This window comes from Flavobacterium sp. HJJ (assembly GCF_015351475.1).
Taxonomy (GTDB): Bacteria; Bacteroidota; Bacteroidia; order Flavobacteriales; family Flavobacteriaceae; genus Flavobacterium; species Flavobacterium marginilacus.
Map to the genome: position 1 here is coordinate 64,915 of NZ_JADKPR010000023.1, position 17,024 is coordinate 81,938.

The following is a 17,024-nucleotide window of genomic DNA, read 5'->3' on the forward strand; positions in this document are numbered from 1 at the left end:
AATAGTTATAATTTATTTAGGTGTCATAAAATACGATATGTTATGTTTTAACCGATTCGTAAATTGGAACCAAATAGGTTATTAAAAAAAATTAAAATCCTAAATAAACAGCTATTTCACTTCTCAAAATAACAACTCCGGTTATCATAATATTTGCAATCGCAAGCGGAATAAGAATTCTCCATCCCAGATGCATTAATTGGTCATATCTAAATCTTGGTATCGTCCATCTAATCCACATAATGAAGAAAATAAATCCGCATATCTTTGCAAACAAAACAGCCATTCCAATTACGTTGGCAATATTTACTCCTAAATTCTCTACAGCCCATCCCATTCCAGGATAATTGTATCCGCCAAAAAATAAGACTGCCATGATAGTAGAGGAAACAAACATATTTGCATATTCGGCAAATAAATAGAATCCCATTTTCATTGAAGAATATTCTGTATGATATCCTCCAATTAATTCCGATTCACATTCCGCTAAGTCGAAAGGAGTTCTGTTTAATTCAGCAAAAGAACAAATCAGGAAAATCAGAAAAGTCAATGGCTGATACAAAACATTCCAGTGCCATTCTGATTGCTGTATTGAGATTTCTTTCAGGCTTAAAGTTCCTGTCATCATAGTCAAAGCGATTATTGATAATCCCATTGCTACTTCATAAGAAACCATTTGTGATGCCGCTCTGATAGCTCCCATCAAAGAGAACTTATTATTCGAAGCCCATCCTCCAATCATTATACCATAAACACCAAGAGAAACTACTCCAAAAACATATAAGACAGCAATATTAACGTCAGTTGCCTGCAATAAAATATCTCTTCCAAACAAGTGTAATTTATCTCCCCAAGGAATAACAGCACTTGTCATCAAGGCAGTACTCATTGCAATTGCTGGCCCTACTACAAATAAAAATCTATTAGGAGTATTTGGAAAAAATTCTTCTTTTGCAAATAATTTACCTCCATCAGCAAGCGGCTGCAATAATCCTCCCCATCCTGCACGGTTTGGACCAACTCTATCCTGCAGAAAGGCAGCTACTTTACGTTCAGCCCATGTAGAATACATAGCCATAAGCATAGTAAGAGCAAAAATTACTACTATAAATACACCTTTTTCTATAACAAATGTACTATCCATTTTTAAGAGTTTTGAGTGTTAATGTCCAATGGATTTGAAGCCATACTTATCTTTTTACGGTCTTGGTCTCTGCCCAAAAGAATATTTTTCTCAGTAGCGATTTCTACTTTCTCCAACGGACGTGTATAGTTATTTTGATTAATAACTGAATCTTTTTCAAACTCGCGTGGTCCTTCAATCACCCAGTCAGAAACCTCCTTTTTGTCAAAACGGCAAGTGTTACAAATGAATTCTTCTACTTCGTGGAATTCATCTTTACGGCCAGTCACACGCTGAATTTCATTTCCAAACATCCAAACGGTAGTTTTTCCGCAGCATCCTGGAGTGGTACATTCTCTGTGTGCATTATAAGGTTTGTTGAACCAAACTCTTGATTTAAATCTAAACGTTTTATCAGTCAAAGCACCAACGGGACATACATCAATCATGTTTCCAGAAAATTCATTTGTTATGGCTTTTGAAATACAAGTAGAGATGTTTGCATGATCACCACGATCCATTACGCCATGAACACGATTGTCTGTCAATTGATCGGCAACTTGTACACATCTTTGACATAAAATACAGCGGTTCATGTGTAATTGAATATTTGGACCAATATCTTCTGGTTCAAAAGTTCTTTTTTCTTCAATATAACGCGATGCTGATTTTCCGTGTTCGAAGCTTAAATTCTGAAGATCACATTCTCCAGCCTGGTCACAGATAGGGCAGTCAAGCGGATGGTTAATCAACAAAAATTCTGTTACCGATTTTCTTGCTTCCTGAACTCTTGGGGATGCTTTACTGGCGATTTCCATTCCGTCCTGACAGCCTGTAACACAAGATGCCATTAGTTTTGGCATTGGCCTTGGGTCAGCATCACTTCCTTTGGTTACATCGACTAAACAGCATCGGCATTTACCGCCGCTCCCTTTTAGTTTAGAATAATAGCACATTGCTGGCGGAACAACATCGCCTCCAATCATGCGCGCAGCCTGCAGAATCGTTGTTCCTGCTTCTACTTCAATTTCTTGACCGTCTATGGTTACTTTCATATTATTAGTTGTTAGTTGATGGTTGTTGGTTGTTTGTTTCTGGAATTCCATCAACTATCAACCAACAACCATCAACTTTTTATACTGTTTGTTTTGCTACCAAATGCTTTACTTTTTCAAAAGGTTCATCAACAAAATGGTCTCTGTTTTTTATTTTTTCAGGGAAACGAACATGGTATTCAAATTCATCTCTAAAGTGACGAATAGCCGCTGCTACCGGCCAGGCTGCTGCGTCTCCAAGTGGACAGATTGTATTTCCTTCTATTTTACTTTGAATACTCCATAGTAACTCGATATCTTCTTCGCGACCGTGTCCATTTTCAATTCTATGCAATACTTTTTCCATCCAGCCTGTTCCTTCTCTGCAGGGCGTGCACTGTCCACAGCTTTCGTGGTGGTAAAAACGGGAGAAATTCCAGGTATTACGAACGATACAAGAAGTATCATTATATACGATAAATCCTCCGGAACCCAGCATTGATCCAGTGGCAAAACCACCGTCGCTTAAGGATTCGTATGTCATCAAACGATCTTCGCCTGCGGCAGTTTTGTAAATTAAATGTGCTGGTAATACCGGAACAGAACTTCCTCCGGGTACAAAAGCTTTCAAAGGACGGTCAGAACTCATTCCGCCAAGATATTCGTCGGAATTCATGAATTCGTAAACACTTAATCCTAATTCAATTTCATAAACACCAGGATTCTTAATATGTCCCGAAGCTGAAATTAATTTGGTTCCTGTAGATCTTCCGATACCAATTTTTGCATAATCTGCTCCCGAATTGTTTACAATCCAAGGCACTGCTGCAATAGTTTCTACGTTATTTACAACTGTTGGGTTAGCCCAAAGCCCAGAAACAGCTGGGAATGGCGGTTTGATACGAGGATTTCCTCTTTTTCCTTCTAATGATTCAATCAAAGCAGTTTCTTCACCACAGATGTAGGCTCCGCCACCGATTTGGACATGTAATTCTAAATCAAATCCAGAACCCAATATATTTTTTCCTAACCAGCCTGCTGCTTTAGCTTCGGCGATGGCTCTTTCTAATATTTTATAAACCCACATATATTCCCCACGAATGTAGATATAGGAACGGTTTGCGCCCAATGCATAACTGGAAGTAATCATTCCCTCGATCAATAAATGAGGAATATATTCCATCAAATAACGATCCTTGAATGTTCCTGGTTCAGATTCATCAGCATTGCAAACCAAATGTCTTGGTTTTCCTGATTTTTTGTCAATAAAACTCCATTTCATACCTGCTGGGAAACCAGCACCACCACGACCGCGCAATCCCGAAGTTTTTACTTCTTCAACTACTTCATCCGGCGTTAAGGTTTTTAAGGCTTTTTCTACAGAAGCATAACCGCCGTTAGCACGATATACTTCGTAGGTTTTAATGCCTGGAATATTGATTTTGTCTAATAATATTTTTTGTGACATAATTTATTTAATTATTAAATAGATTTTTATCTATGAAATCTAATAATTTTTTTAATTCTATATTTTCATCAGGGTTTATCTCCCAAATATTTTTATCCGAATAATCATAAACTGTAGAACCTTTATAATCCCAATTCGTACTTCTGTATTTTTTAAACAAATCAATTTTTGAATATAAAAATGCTTTTTGTGCTGGAATATTTAAGTTTTCAGTTTTTGAATCATCTATACAATTTAACATTACTTTCCAACACTTATCAAAAAAGCTAAAATCATTTTTAACGCAAATGTTTAATAAATCCTCTAAAATTCCTTCTCGCTCGTCATTAAATGGCAATAAGTATATTTCAAATTTTACGCCTAACTCAATTTCAACATTATTTAAATCTTTTATTCTTTGTTCCCTGCCTCCATTAATTTTTGTTGAATCGGTGTCAAAAATAATTATATTTTTTGCTTTTTCTTCTTTTCTTTTAATATCAGCTAATAACGGCTGATCTATTAATTTGTCTTTCCCTTTTACATCAATTACGATACTTGAATCTTCAATTTTAAAAAAGGATTTAAGCAAAAAATCAATAAACAGTTTATCGCTTTTACCTTCAACAAATATTTTATTTAAACCGTACTCTTTCATTAACCCCTTAATTCAACATTAGAATCTAATCCTGCACTAATTTGGTTGTATGTAAAAGTTGAAGCATAAATTTTATCTTTATTGGTGCTTTCTTCTAGCTTTACTAATCTAATTTCATTATTATAATTCAACAAGTTTGATGCCTCAATATATGTTTCTGTACATTCTTGACTATGTGTCGTTGCAAATAATTGTACATCTAACTCTTTACAAACCTTCATTATGTTTACCCAAAAATCTTTCATTTTGGAATAATGAATGCCTATTTCAATTTCATCGATTAAAATTCTTTTTCCTTTTAAGGATAACATTTTCAAAACGATATAAAATATTCTTTTGAAACCATCTCCCAATGTGTTTAATGGGAAATACTCTTCTTTATCTTCATAACTGATTAAAAAAACGGATTTTAAATCTTCAAAATTTTCTCTAAAATCTATCCCAACTAATCTTCTATCTATTATTTTTAGTACTTCGATTAAATTTTTTTTATCATTTTTGGTCTTCAAACTTTCATAAAGTTTTATTGTTTCTTCTTCTAGAGGAGAATCATTAAAACTTATCATGGGAAAGTCTAGGATATTCTCATCGTAATTATAGATGTTAAAAGTTTTATCATTAATCAATACTACATGGTTAGTAAATGTTACTTTTAATTCAGACGATTTGTCTAATTGTTTATTACCACCAATACTAATCGGAGATATTGAAACTGATTTGTTTTTTTCTAAAAGTGTGTGAAATGTAAAACGAATAGCTTGATTCTTATTTTGTTCTACCCAAGTGAAATAATGACCTTGAGGGAATTCATAGTCAAAAACAATTCTACCATCTATATCATATGGGATTTTGACAGCTTTGAAATCCATTCCTCTTTTGCTTAAGCCCATATGAAAATTAGAAATTAATACTTCTCCTTTTTCATCAAACAACAAAGCCTCCAACAAACAAGTCTTTCCAACATTATTATCGCCAACAATCAAATTAAATTGTCCAATATCGTTTACCTCAAGAGAGTCAAACTTCTTGAAATTTTCGATTTTGAAATAAGTTAAATGATTGTTTTCCACTTTTTATTTATCGTGTAATATTATTTTATCGTCTTTGCAGTCAGCAATTAACTGATCTACTTTTTCTTTTGTCAAATGTTCTTTGTAAAAATCACCCAATTGCATCATTGGAGCATAACCACAAGCACCCAGACATTCTACTCCTCTTACTTCAAAAAGACCGTCAGCGGTTGTTTCTCCAATTCCAACGCCTAATTTTTCACAGGTGTAATCCATTAAATCCTCAACTCCGTTTAAACAGCAAGGTGAAGTCTGGCAAAATTCAAACATGTATTTGCCAATTGGTCTTTGGTTAAACATCGTGTAAAAAGTTACTACTTCATACACTTCGATTGGTTTTATTAGTAGAATTTCGGCAACTTTATCCTGTAATTCAATACTCAGCCAATTATCGTGAGCGTCCTGAACTTCATGTAAAACGGGAAGTAAAGCTGATTTTCGTTTATCTTCTGGATAATGACTGATTAATTCATTGATGCGGGACATCAATGCTTCGGTCATATTTATTTCTTGTTTGTAATGTGTTCTTTCCATTTTTAATTTTAGATTTTAGATTTTAGACTTTAGATTTTTAATCTGCAATCTGCAATCTACATTCTGCAATCTTAATTTTTTTATGCGTCTAATTCTCCTGCAATAACATTTAAACTTGATAAAATAACAATTGCATCAGATAACATTGAACCTTTAATCATTTCTGGATAAGCTTGGTAGAAAATAAAGCAAGGTCTTCTAAAGTGCAATCTATAAGGAGTTCTGCTTCCGTCGGTTACTAAATAGAATCCTACTTCACCATTTGCTCCTTCTACTGGATGATAGACTTCACCAACTGGAACAGGAATTTCTCCCATCACAATTTTGAAGTGGTAAATCAAGGATTCCATACTATTGTAAACATCTTCTTTTGGAGGAAGATAATATTCAGGAACATCAGCATGGTATTCATTTCCTTCCGGCATTTTTTCCAAAGCCTGACGGATAATGCTTAAACTTTCCCAAACTTCAGCATTTCTGACACAAAAACGGTCATAAGTATCTCCCGATTTTCCTACTGGAACGATGAAATCAAAATCATCATAAGAGCTGTATGGCTGTGCTACACGTACATCATAATCTACTCCTGCAGCACGTAAATTTGGTCCGGTAAATCCATAAGCCAAAGCTTTTTCAGCACTTATCGCTCCTACATTAACAGTTCTGTCAATGAAAATTCGGTTTCTAACAAATAGATTTTCAAATTCTTTCCATACTGCTGGGAATTCTTCTAAAAAAGCATCTAGTTTTCTAAAAGCTTCTGGAGACCAGTCTCTTTCAAAACCGCCCATTCTTCCCATATTAGTTGTCAGACGTGCTCCGCAGATTTCTTCGTAGATTTCGTAGATTTTCTCTCTAAACTGCATTACATATAGAAAACCAGTATAAGCACCAGTGTCAACTCCAAGAATCGAATTACAAATCAGGTGATCTGAGATTCTTGCCAACTCCATTACAATAACACGAAGATATTGTGCTCGTTTTGGCACTTCAATTCCTAAGGTTTTCTCAATTGTCATCCACCATCCCATATTGTTGATAGGAGACGAACAATAATTCATACGATCTGTTAGAGGTGTGATTTGATAAAAAGGACGATTTTCGGCAATTTTTTCGAATGCTCTATGAATGTAACCTATTGTTGGTTCAGCTTCAAGAATTCTTTCACCATCCATCAACAGAATATTTTGAAAAATACCGTGTGTAGCTGGGTGAGTAGGGCCTAAATTCAGAATGGAAAGCTCGCTTCCGTCTTCATTGTGTCGCTCTTTGATTATTTTAGCATAGCGATGCTCTGGTGGTAATAATAGTTCTGACATTTATCTAATGTGAAAAATTATATTTATTTTACTATCGGCTGATTGGTTGTTGTTCTTCCAAAATATCTGTCATCCTTATCTGTTCTTCCGCTGTCTTCCATTGGGAATTCTTTACGCATTGGAAAAGAAATCATTTCATCCATATTCAGAATACGTTTCAATTGAGGATGCCCGATAAAGTTTATTCCAAAGAAATCATACGTTTCTCTTTCCATCCAATTGGCAGACAGAAAAATGTTTGATATGCTTTTAATTTCTGGATTGGAACCGTTTAGGAAAGATTTAATTCTGATGCGTTTGTTTTCGTACCAATTGTGTAAGTGGTAAACGACAGCAAACTGTCTGTTTTCTTCGTTATCAGGATAATGTATGCCGCATAAATCGGTTAAAAAATGAAAACGTAAAGTTGGATCATTTTTTAAAAATAAGATAACGGCTGTATTGATGTCCGAATCTGCTTCAAAAGTGAAAATATCTTTTGCTTGTTCAAAGTTTGAAACTTTTGATCCAAAATTTTCCATTAACCTCTCTTGAATTTCTGTTGTCTCTAATGCCATTTTTTATTGAATGTTATAAGATGCCAATAATTCTTTGTACTCAGGTGAACTTCTTCTTCTTACAGATTCGTTTTTAACTAATTCCTGAAGCTGCATAACACCATCTACAATTTGTTCCGGACGAGGAGGACAGCCAGGGACATAAACGTCTACTGGAATTACTTTGTCGATTCCCTGCAATACAGAGTAAGTGTCAAAAATTCCTCCAGATGTAGCGCAGGCACCAACGGCAATTACCCATTTAGGTTCGGCCATTTGTTCATATACTTGACGCAGAATTGGTGCCATTTTTTTTGAGATTGTTCCCATTACTAAAAGCATATCGGCTTGACGAGGAGAAAAACTTACCCTTTCAGAACCAAAACGTGCCAAATCATAATGTGAAGCCATTGTTGCCATGAATTCGATACCGCAGCAAGAAGTAGCAAAAGGCAAAGGCCAAAGAGAATTTGCACGTGCTAATCCCACAACATCATTCAGTTTTGTAGCAAAGAACCCTTCTCCAGTAACACCTTCTGGCGGGGCAACCATATTTACTTTTGAATCACTCATTTTAATTTTGATTTTAGATTTTAAATTTTTGATTCTAATGAAGCATATAAATAAAATCAATATTTTATATTTTAAAAAAAATCTAAATTTTAAATTCTAGTTTTAAATTTTCTTAGTTGGCATAATCTAAAGTCTAAAATCCAAAAACCTGAATTTTTAATTTATTCCCACTCTAGAGCTTTCTTTTTGATGATATAGAAGAAGCCGACTAAAAGAAGTAACATAAAGATAATCATTTTTATCATCCCTTCGATGCCTAAGTCTTTGAAATTCACAGCCCAAGGGTATAGAAATATTACCTCTACATCGAAAAGTACAAATAAAATGGCTACGATGAAGTATTTTACTGAAAAAGGGATTCTTGCGTTTCCAACTGATTCGATACCGCATTCGAAGTTTTTGTCTTTATTTTCAGAGAGCCTTTTTGGTCCTAATTTTCCTGAAATAATGATCATGCCTACAACAAATCCTACAGCTAAAACAAGCTGCATAAAGATTGGGATATAGTTTATTTGTTCAGATTGCATAATTATCAATTTTTGCTTTATATTAAGTTACAAAGATAGCTTTAGTGTAACTAAAACACAAATTTTGTATCATATTTAGTAGAAACATTAACTTAATGCGGTCCTAATTTTTATTGATTATAAATAACGCTTTTAAGTGCTGTTTTTAGTATACGGACAAAAAAAAACGTTCCGATTAAATCGGAACGTTTTTTAGACGTTTTTGCAATAAAACAGTAAGCTATTTTAATACTAAAGTACTGCTACTTTAGCCGCAACTTTACCTTTTCTTCCTTCTTCTTCTTCATAGCTAACTCTGTCACCTTCGCGTAGTTCTTCCGCGCTGATTCCTGATGCATGAACAAAAATGTCTTTTCCTGTTTCTTCGTCTGTAATGAATCCGTAACCTTTAGATTCATTGAAAAATTTAACTGTACCTGTACGCATTGTAATAGTAATAATAATTTATAATATCGCAAATGTAATCTTTAATATAATACGAAAATCAATATGATATTATTTTTTTTGTAAAAATATTGATATTCAAGTGTTTTTACCTAATTGTTTGAATTGAGATTTGTTAATTGCTGCGAAAATATTTTTTAGTGGTGTCCTTTTATCTATATGTCGTATAAATCCTTGTTGTGCAGGATTGAACAAGATAATCAGATACATAAATATTTTCTTTTTCTATTATGGCTGTATTTGGGGGAATAATTGACCAAATTTTTTTTTCTTTTGCAATTTCCCGGCCATCTTTCATCTTTAGGATAAAAAATAATGTATAGTTCTTTAATTTTTTATCAAAAATGTATAGCTTAGAATTGTTTTTCAGTTCATATTCAATTTCAATTTCATTGTATTTGTTTTTATCAGAGAAACTTACTGTTTTGACCTGTAGATTAAACTCCCTTTCTTGATTATCGGCATCTTGTTTTGAATAAATATCTTTTTTTACAGTTGCCTGTGGCACATAAACACAGCCATATAAAATAAAAAGAAATGAAATCGGTAAAAAGATTTTCATAATTATTTAGAATACAGCATTAAGAGTCTTACTATAGATTCGCTATTATATTTATTTTTAAATTTAGTGTTTATATTTTCGATTTTTTCTTTTGATAAAGGCATATAAAAAGAATACATAATGTCATTAAATTTTATTCTTTCTTTTTCGTGTAAGTCTTTTAAAATGTCACTCGCAAAAAAGGAATTCAATGTTTTTTTATATTGCTTAAAGAGACTCTGATAAACTTTTGTTTGTTTTGTGTATTCGCTGTATCCCTCGGTCGAAAGTTCATCTGCCAATAAGCCCATGTAAGGGAGATCCATAAGGATTTTATTTTGACTAATAAAAACCATATTGGCTAAGGCTTGAAGGTCATGTTTTTTGGTTTTACCTTCGTAATTTGCCAAGAGATCTTTTATTCGGATTATAAGCCTAAAAGTTTTATCAAAATCTGTGCTGTGTTTTTCTTTTCCGGCTTCTTTAATCTCGGTTGACGATTGGTTTAAGCGGTCGTAAAGAACGTTGGTTAAATAATAGATGTTATTAGATGCTTTTAAAATAGCTTGTTTCTCATCCATGTTAAAATTTTTCAAATCGGCAACAAGTAATTCTTTGCTTAAATCATTGTAACGCTTTGTTAATTTTAAAAAGTAATCATCGGTATTTTTAAAAAACAAACTTTTCTCTTCTTCTTTCTCATTAAAATCATTTACAATATTTATCAGGAAATCATAAAATTTGGAGCATGCCAAAACATTATAAATAACTTGAACACGATTTTTTTTAATAGCGATTTCTTCATCAGAAACATTGCTGTTAATAATCAATTTTCCTTTGCCATTGGCAAAATATATAGCGTCGAAATTCTGTTTTTTTGAAAAATTGTTATTTGCAAAATTGATAAAGGGTTTGCCTTCTGAATTCAATATAAACGCCAGTTCTTGTTTTCTTTTCTCAGGCATTTCGGTTAAATACCGATAGGATTTGTTATAATCTGCCAGTAATGCTTTGTCTTTAAATTCGAGTGCTTTTACATTCTCACCTAAAGCGTAGTAACTGATTGAAATATTGGCCATTAATGCCCAATAAATTTTTTTTGTTTTTTTATTATTGACATCATATTTGGAAACTTCATTTTCCCAAAATTGAATACTCTCTTGAAGAAGATTTTTTATCTTAAGATAGTTTTCTTCAGTGTCTTCTAATTTTCTGGTAAACTCAAAAGCATCAACAGATTTATTGATTTGTTCAAAATCATCATCTTTGAATTTGTATAAAGGAAGGTTCTCTTCAATTCTGCTGAAATCAATGGTTTCTTTAATTTCTTTGAAAAAATTATATAAAACAATATTACTATAGATATCGCGGCAATTTTGAGAAATTGTTACACTAGAGTTTTTAAGTAATAGCTGTGCTTGGCTTTTTGCAATTTCCTCTGTTTTTATGCTATAGTTGTTGTAAGCGCTTACACTTGAAACGGTTTGAGAATAATTGAAATCTTTAGTGTAAATGATTTCATTATTTCGTTTTATGGTGAAATTTAGTTTTGCATCAAAAATAATATTCCCGGTATAGCTAATTTCATTTCCAATAGTATTTTTTTCTACAGCTGTTGCGAGATTCGTGCTTATAGGTTGAATATCTATTAAATAGTTGCTTTTTCCAGGTGAAACTATTTCTAAATTTCTGAAATTAAGATTTTTTACTGCATATGCAGATATTTGATTGTCAATTATACTATTGCCTGATGAATCTTCTATGGCAATACTAATTGTGCTGCTTTCGATTTTTATTTTTGGATATTTCCAATCGTAAAATGAATACAAAACCTGTTTTGGGCTCTGTGCATATAGGTTTATTGCAAAAAGCAGTAAAAAAATCTTTTTCATGCTCTTTACAGCTATTCTAAGTCTAATTTTATTGAAAGTTCTTTTAACTGAGATTCATCAATAATGGATGGAGCGTCAATCATAACATCCCTTCCTGAATTGTTTTTTGGGAAAGCAATAAAATCACGGATGGTTTCTTGTCCGCCCAGAATCGCAACAAGACGGTCCAAACCAAAAGCTAAGCCTCCGTGAGGCGGAGCTCCAAATTGAAAGGCATCCATTAAGAATCCAAATTGTGCTTTGGCCTCTTCCTCTGTAAAGCCTAAATATTTAAACATCAACTGCTGTGTTGCTTTGTCGTGAATACGGATTGATCCTCCGCCAATTTCGTTTCCGTTCAAAACCATATCGTAGGCATTGGCACGTACTTTTCCAGGATTGGTTTCCAGTAAATGCATATCTTCCGGTTTTGGGGAAGTAAATGGATGGTGCATCGCGTGGTAACGTCCGTTTTCTTCATCAAATTCTAACAATGGAAAATCGACAACCCAAAGCGGTGCAAACTCGGCTGGATTTCTCAATCCAAGACGAGCAGCTAATTCCATACGCAAAGCGCTCAACTGTGCTCTTGTTTTATCGGCTGGTCCAGAAAGTACAAAAATCATGTCACCTGGTTTTGCTTTAGTTGTTTTTGCCCAATTGGCTAAATCTTCCTGATCGTAGAATTTATCTACTGATGATTTAAATGTTCCGTCATCATTGCATTTTACGTAAACCATTCCGCTTGCGCCTACCTGCGGGCGTTTTACCCAGTCAATTAAGGCGTCAATTTCTTTACGGGTATAATTTCCTGCTCCCGGAACGGCAATTCCCACTACCAATTCAGCTGAGTTGAAAACCGGGAATTCTTTGTGCTGTGCAAATTCGTTCAATTCCCCGAATTTCATTCCGAAACGAATGTCTGGTTTGTCATTTCCATAAGTTTTCATCGCATATTCATAAGTGATGCGAGGAAATTTATCAACTTCAATTCCTTTTAGTTCTTTTAGCAAATGACGAGTCAATCCTTCAAAAATATTTAAAATGTCTTCCTGCTCTACAAATGCCATTTCGCAGTCGATTTGTGTAAACTCCGGCTGACGGTCTGCACGCAGATCTTCGTCACGGAAACATTTCACGATTTGGAAATATTTATCCATTCCGCCCACCATCAATAATTGTTTGAAAGTCTGTGGTGATTGTGGCAAAGCATAGAATTGTCCTTCGTTCATTCTTGACGGAACAACGAAATCCCTTGCGCCTTCCGGCGTTGATTTAATTAAATAAGGAGTTTCTACTTCGCAGAAATCCAAATCCGAAAGGTATTTACGTACTTCCATTGCCACTTTGTGACGGAAAAGCAAGCTGTTTTTTACTGGATTTCTTCGAATGTCAAGGTAACGGTATTTCATTCGGATGTCTTCACCACCGTCAGTTTCATCTTCGATGGTAAATGGCGGTGTCAAAGCAGTATTTAAAATATTTAGTTCAGAAACTAAAATCTCTATTTCTCCTGTTGGAATATTTTTGTTTTTGGCTTCACGCTCAATAACGGTTCCTTTTATCTGGATCACGTATTCGCGCCCAAGAGTTTTGGCAGCTTCAAAAACTTCTTTTACGGTACGGCTTTCGTCAAAAATCAATTGTGTAATTCCGTATCGGTCACGTAAATCTACCCAATTCATAAATCCTTTATCTCTTGATTTTTGAACCCAACCGGCAAGCGTAACTTCGGTATTGATATGTGAGGCGTTTAACTCTCCGCATGTATGACTTCTGTACATTATATTTTTATTTACAAGTGTTATTTAGATTATTATACCCGAAGCCCGCTGGGCTTCCTCCTTTTAATTTCAAATGCCGCAATTATGACTTCCGTAGATGATATAAATTTTAGTTTTTGCTTTTTAGCACGAGTGCAAATTTAGGACTAATTATGAATTTTATATCAAATTGTATTTATTATTTGTTTTGTTAAATTTACAGTTAATGCCTAAAAAGTTTTTATAACCAGTTAGTCCTTATTATGGACAACAGCGGTTAATTTTAAAAAAGTAAAAATGCTGTATTTTAGCCCAGACTGAAACGGCATCCTATTGTGCCGGGGTTCGGCACAATAGATACAGTGGAAGGCTGGAGGGAACTTTCAAAAATGCAAGATGTTCCTGCTCCAAAAAAGTGCAGCAATTTTTTTAAATCGCTTCAAAAAAGTAATATTTTGTAAGTAAAATACATGTTGTTTGAATTCCAATGTTAAGCTTTTGTCTGTGTTATGAAATTGTTACCAAAATGTTTTTTTAATGTGAAATTTGTTTCTAATTTTGATACAAGTAAGGTACAAACAATTAAAAACTAACGATATGAAAAAGATAATGATTTTGGCAGCGGTATTATTTTCTGGTGCAATTTTTGCCCAAGATGCAAAACCTGTTTTAGAGCCATTTGGTAAAAAACTTAAAGCTACTTATTTTTATGAAAATGGACAAGTGCAGCAAGAAGGATATTTTGAAAATGGTAAATTGGAAGGAATTTGGGTTTCTTACAACGAAGCGGGTGACAAAATTGCCTCTGGCGAATACGTTGCGGGAGTAAAAACTGGTAAATGGTTTTTCTGGTCTCAGAATAATGATAAAAACAGTCTTTGCGAAGTGGATTTTTCCAATAATAAAGTAGCAAAAGTTAAAAATTGGAGACAAGATGCCTTTGCGACTTCAAACTAGATAATTTTACATAGTTAATTTAAGAAAAAGGGGGAAAGCCGTTATGGTTTCCTCCTTTTTTTTTTTTTTTTTTTTTGTCATTGATTTTCAGTGTTATAAGTTTGTTAAGCCCGAATTTGGTACCGGTATTTATCGTACCTTTAATATAGAACACAGGCTGTGATTCAGGGTAAAATAGAGAGTCAGTTAGTTTAAATATCTATTTGCGTATGGACTGAATCATAACGTTTGTGTTTGTTTAGAAATCGGCTTTTATGGGTTACTGTATCAGCCGATTTTGACTGATGTAGTGCTTGTATGTTTAAAAAGCAATTGTCTGTACTGCCCCTTTCTGTATAAACCGCTTTAGTTCCGTTTGTTTTTTTAAAATGGATTCAAAGAGGTTTTCTATAAATTATTTTATTCTAACTTTTTAATTTAATTAGTATGCCAAAGTATGTTATTGAAAGGGAGATTCCCAATGCCGGGGATTTAACGCCGGAGCAGTTAAAAGCTATTTCGAATGCATCCTGTGATGTGTTACGAAAAATGGGGCCGGAAATACAGTGGAAGCACAGTTATGTGACTGACGACAAAATTTATTGTGTATATATTGCCCCGAATGAAGAAATGATTCGGGAACATGCTGATAAAGGTGGCTTTCCAGCTAATAAAATAAGTCTGGTTACTGAAATAATTGATCCGGTTACTGCCGAGTAGTTTGTAAGTTTTATAAAAAAAGGAGAAAACTACTAAAAGCTTTCTCCTTTTTTTTATGCTTAGGGTTAAGCTGTCAATTCGCTATAATCGAAAACCCCATCCCAAATCTCATCCATTCTAATGAGTGCCTTGTCCAGCGGAATTACATTCCACTTACCGTTGGTTTCAAATCCAAGTCCGCTGTTTTTTAGTTTCTGTAAAGCCTCAGTAACATCAAAATCAAGATCGGTACTGTGCTTTGTCTTAAACCAAGATTCAATTTGCTGATCCAGTTCCTCTTCAGTCAATGAAGTTTTGCTTTTGTTCAAGAATGAATAGGCAAGGATGGTTTCTTTTAATACTTCTTCTTCCGAAGAATTCAGTAAAGAATAAAATGCCCCGCTGTTATTCCCTAGGTTTTTGAAATAAAGACTGTCAGAAAGCATCTTGGAATACTTTATTTTCTTGTTCACGAAGTTATTGTATTGGCGGAATAAGTAAGCACCTAAAATTCCAAGAGCAATCAAGCCTTGGTTCAACGATGTTTTGCTGTTCAAAAGATCAATCGTTTCACCGGATTGATAAGCCGCCTGCATATTAATCAAAGCCGGAATCACTTTGGCACTCAACAGCGAGATTCCCCCGACAATACCTGGAACCCATAACAGCAGTTTGTCGGTCAGCGACATTTTGGGAATGGCATTTGGGAAAATTGTTTCGAGATCGTTTTTGGGAACGCGTTTGAAAATCTTCAAAACGACGGTTCTGGGTTCTATTAATTTTTCCCCCTTCTTGAGCTTATTCTTTTTATAATAATCCGCATCGTGATATTTGAGGTAAATCATCACGCGGTCATAATATTCGACTTCGATTTTTTTCTTCCAGAAAAAGTATTTAGTTATCTTTTCTTTGGCAGTATGCTGGCCTCTGACATATATTTCGTAATCTTTATAAACGTCCAGATCAATGTCCAGTTTCAGTCCTATCAAATCGGAATCCTGAAAAGCTTTGTCCAGAGTTTCCTGACTGACTCTGGAATAATTGCTTAATTCCAAAACTTTATGTAATGACTCTTTAAAAACTGAAAAATCGCTTTTCTCCTTAAATGTTTCCCGTTCTTTTGGAGGAAGGTCTGGATCAAAAAAAGCGTAATTCTTTTTTATGTTCCGAATCAGGTTAAAGGCTTCGTAGTGAAAATAATGCTCAATGATGTCAAACAGCTTTTTGAAATCTTCGGCCTGTTTTTCGTCTCCGGCATATTCCGCAAGCTGCTCTTCGAGCAGGAATTCCTTGTCAAAAGGGATGTAGTGTTCTCGTTTCATTTTGGATTCGGGACTTTAATGAGGCAATTATAAGTGCCACAAAGATAAATTACAAAAGCCGAAATCTTTAAAATTTTTAATGACAATTCTCAGCTAAATTTTGAAAACAATAAGGAGCAAAACAATTGGCTTTATTAGGAGATATTGATTCCCGCCCTTGCCTTTATATCTCCTCTCGTTCCAAAAGATGAGATACGAGGATATCGGCTCGATCAGGGCAGACAATGGGAGTTTTTGTAATTGCTTAAAAATCATGGTTTTTGGTGATGTTATTTGCGGTTTATATTTTTTACATTTGGAAATAATTAATCATTTTAACAAATAAAAACCTAAATTATGCCATTTGAGAATTTAAACAACAACCATTACCTGCCCGCAGAAAAAACATAGGTAAACTCTAGTTTGACAGCCCTTGAAGCTTCATTGATTCCTAGAATTAAGAATCTCAACGCAGAGGAACGCCAAAAATACGGGAGTATCAATGAGCTGAATAAGCTAATTGTTAACAAGGTAAAGGATTACAGAACCAGTCAGCCCAATTTGAGCAGCCCTGATGTAGATTGGACAGAGTTTCAAAACGATTTTGACTCTAGGGATTTTCTTCAGGCAACTATAATGCGACTGCAA

The 17,024-nt window shown here is 34.2% G+C and carries 17 protein-coding genes and 1 pseudogene; 3 read left to right on the top strand and 15 right to left on the bottom strand.

The window, feature by feature from the left end:
* Positions 1–91: 91 nt before the first annotated feature.
* The 14 genes from nuoH to aspS all read right to left on the bottom strand — a co-directional run bounded on the left by nuoH (position 92) and on the right by aspS (position 13,461).
* Positions 92–1,144, bottom strand: a complete 1,053-nt coding sequence (nuoH, locus tag IRZ80_RS16525) for an NADH-quinone oxidoreductase subunit NuoH (RefSeq protein ID WP_194642682.1) — start codon at positions 1,142–1,144, stop codon at positions 92–94.
* 2 nt (positions 1,145–1,146) lie between these two features.
* Positions 1,147–2,178, bottom strand: coding sequence for a 2Fe-2S iron-sulfur cluster-binding protein (locus tag IRZ80_RS16530; RefSeq protein WP_194642683.1), 1,032 nt, complete (start codon positions 2,176–2,178; stop codon positions 1,147–1,149).
* Positions 2,179–2,257: 79 nt separating this feature from the next.
* On the bottom strand, positions 2,258–3,625 hold the full coding sequence (gene nuoF / locus IRZ80_RS16535) for an NADH-quinone oxidoreductase subunit NuoF (RefSeq protein WP_194642684.1): 1,368 nt from the start codon (positions 3,623–3,625) through the stop codon (positions 2,258–2,260).
* A gap of 7 nt (positions 3,626–3,632) precedes the next feature.
* Positions 3,633–4,262 (bottom strand): DUF3226 domain-containing protein, encoded by a 630-nt coding sequence (locus tag IRZ80_RS16540; RefSeq protein ID WP_194642685.1) that lies wholly within the window; start codon positions 4,260–4,262, stop codon positions 3,633–3,635.
* Positions 4,262–5,332, bottom strand: a complete 1,071-nt coding sequence (locus IRZ80_RS16545) for an AAA family ATPase (protein ID WP_194642686.1) — start codon at positions 5,330–5,332, stop codon at positions 4,262–4,264. Before IRZ80_RS16545 ends, IRZ80_RS16540 begins: the two co-directional genes overlap by 1 nt.
* A 3-nt stretch (positions 5,333–5,335) precedes the next feature.
* The gene (gene nuoE, locus IRZ80_RS16550) at positions 5,336–5,866 is read right to left on the bottom strand and encodes a complex I 24 kDa subunit family protein (RefSeq protein WP_194642687.1); all 531 of its coding nucleotides are present in this window, start codon (positions 5,864–5,866) and stop codon (positions 5,336–5,338) included.
* Positions 5,867–5,946: 80 nt separating this feature from the next.
* Positions 5,947–7,185, bottom strand: a complete 1,239-nt coding sequence (locus tag IRZ80_RS16555) for an NADH-quinone oxidoreductase subunit D (protein ID WP_194642688.1) — start codon at positions 7,183–7,185, stop codon at positions 5,947–5,949.
* A gap of 23 nt (positions 7,186–7,208) precedes the next feature.
* Positions 7,209–7,742 (bottom strand): NADH-quinone oxidoreductase subunit C, encoded by a 534-nt coding sequence (locus IRZ80_RS16560; RefSeq protein WP_194642689.1) that lies wholly within the window; start codon positions 7,740–7,742, stop codon positions 7,209–7,211.
* Positions 7,743–7,745: 3 nt separating this feature from the next.
* The gene (locus IRZ80_RS16565; protein ID WP_115814007.1) at positions 7,746–8,294 is read right to left on the bottom strand and encodes an NADH-quinone oxidoreductase subunit B; all 549 of its coding nucleotides are present in this window, start codon (positions 8,292–8,294) and stop codon (positions 7,746–7,748) included.
* Between the two features lie 161 nt (positions 8,295–8,455).
* Complete coding sequence (locus tag IRZ80_RS16570) at positions 8,456–8,821, bottom strand: NADH-quinone oxidoreductase subunit A (RefSeq protein WP_194642690.1); 366 nt, start codon at positions 8,819–8,821, stop codon at positions 8,456–8,458.
* A 231-nt stretch (positions 8,822–9,052) separates the two neighbouring features.
* Entirely contained in the window at positions 9,053–9,247 is a 195-nt protein-coding gene (locus tag IRZ80_RS16575; RefSeq protein WP_115814005.1) for a cold-shock protein, read from the bottom strand.
* Positions 9,248–9,416: 169 nt separating this feature from the next.
* On the bottom strand, positions 9,417–9,827 hold the full coding sequence (locus tag IRZ80_RS16580; protein ID WP_194642692.1) for a hypothetical protein: 411 nt from the start codon (positions 9,825–9,827) through the stop codon (positions 9,417–9,419).
* 2 nt (positions 9,828–9,829) lie between these two features.
* On the bottom strand, positions 9,830–11,698 hold the full coding sequence (locus IRZ80_RS16585; protein ID WP_194642694.1) for a hypothetical protein: 1,869 nt from the start codon (positions 11,696–11,698) through the stop codon (positions 9,830–9,832).
* 11 nt (positions 11,699–11,709) lie between these two features.
* A complete protein-coding gene (aspS, locus tag IRZ80_RS16590; protein WP_194642695.1) occupies positions 11,710–13,461 on the bottom strand; it encodes an aspartate--tRNA ligase in 1,752 nt (583 codons plus the stop codon).
* Between the two features lie 576 nt (positions 13,462–14,037).
* On the opposite strand from aspS, the gene IRZ80_RS16595 reads away from it, so the two are divergent.
* Positions 14,038–14,397: a toxin-antitoxin system YwqK family antitoxin gene (locus tag IRZ80_RS16595; protein WP_194642696.1), complete on the top strand. Its 360-nt coding sequence runs from the start codon at positions 14,038–14,040 to the stop codon at positions 14,395–14,397.
* A gap of 426 nt (positions 14,398–14,823) precedes the next feature.
* Positions 14,824–15,096 (top strand): DUF4242 domain-containing protein, encoded by a 273-nt coding sequence (locus tag IRZ80_RS16600; RefSeq protein WP_194642697.1) that lies wholly within the window; start codon positions 14,824–14,826, stop codon positions 15,094–15,096.
* 65 nt (positions 15,097–15,161) lie between these two features.
* Here the strand turns inward: IRZ80_RS16600 and IRZ80_RS16605 are convergent, their stop codons facing one another.
* Positions 15,162–16,397, bottom strand: coding sequence for a TMEM143 family protein (locus IRZ80_RS16605; RefSeq protein WP_194642698.1), 1,236 nt, complete (start codon positions 16,395–16,397; stop codon positions 15,162–15,164).
* 402 nt (positions 16,398–16,799) lie between these two features.
* On the opposite strand from IRZ80_RS16605, the pseudogene IRZ80_RS16610 reads away from it, so the two are divergent.
* A pseudogene (locus IRZ80_RS16610) lies at positions 16,800–17,024 on the top strand (hypothetical protein); the annotation flags it as partial.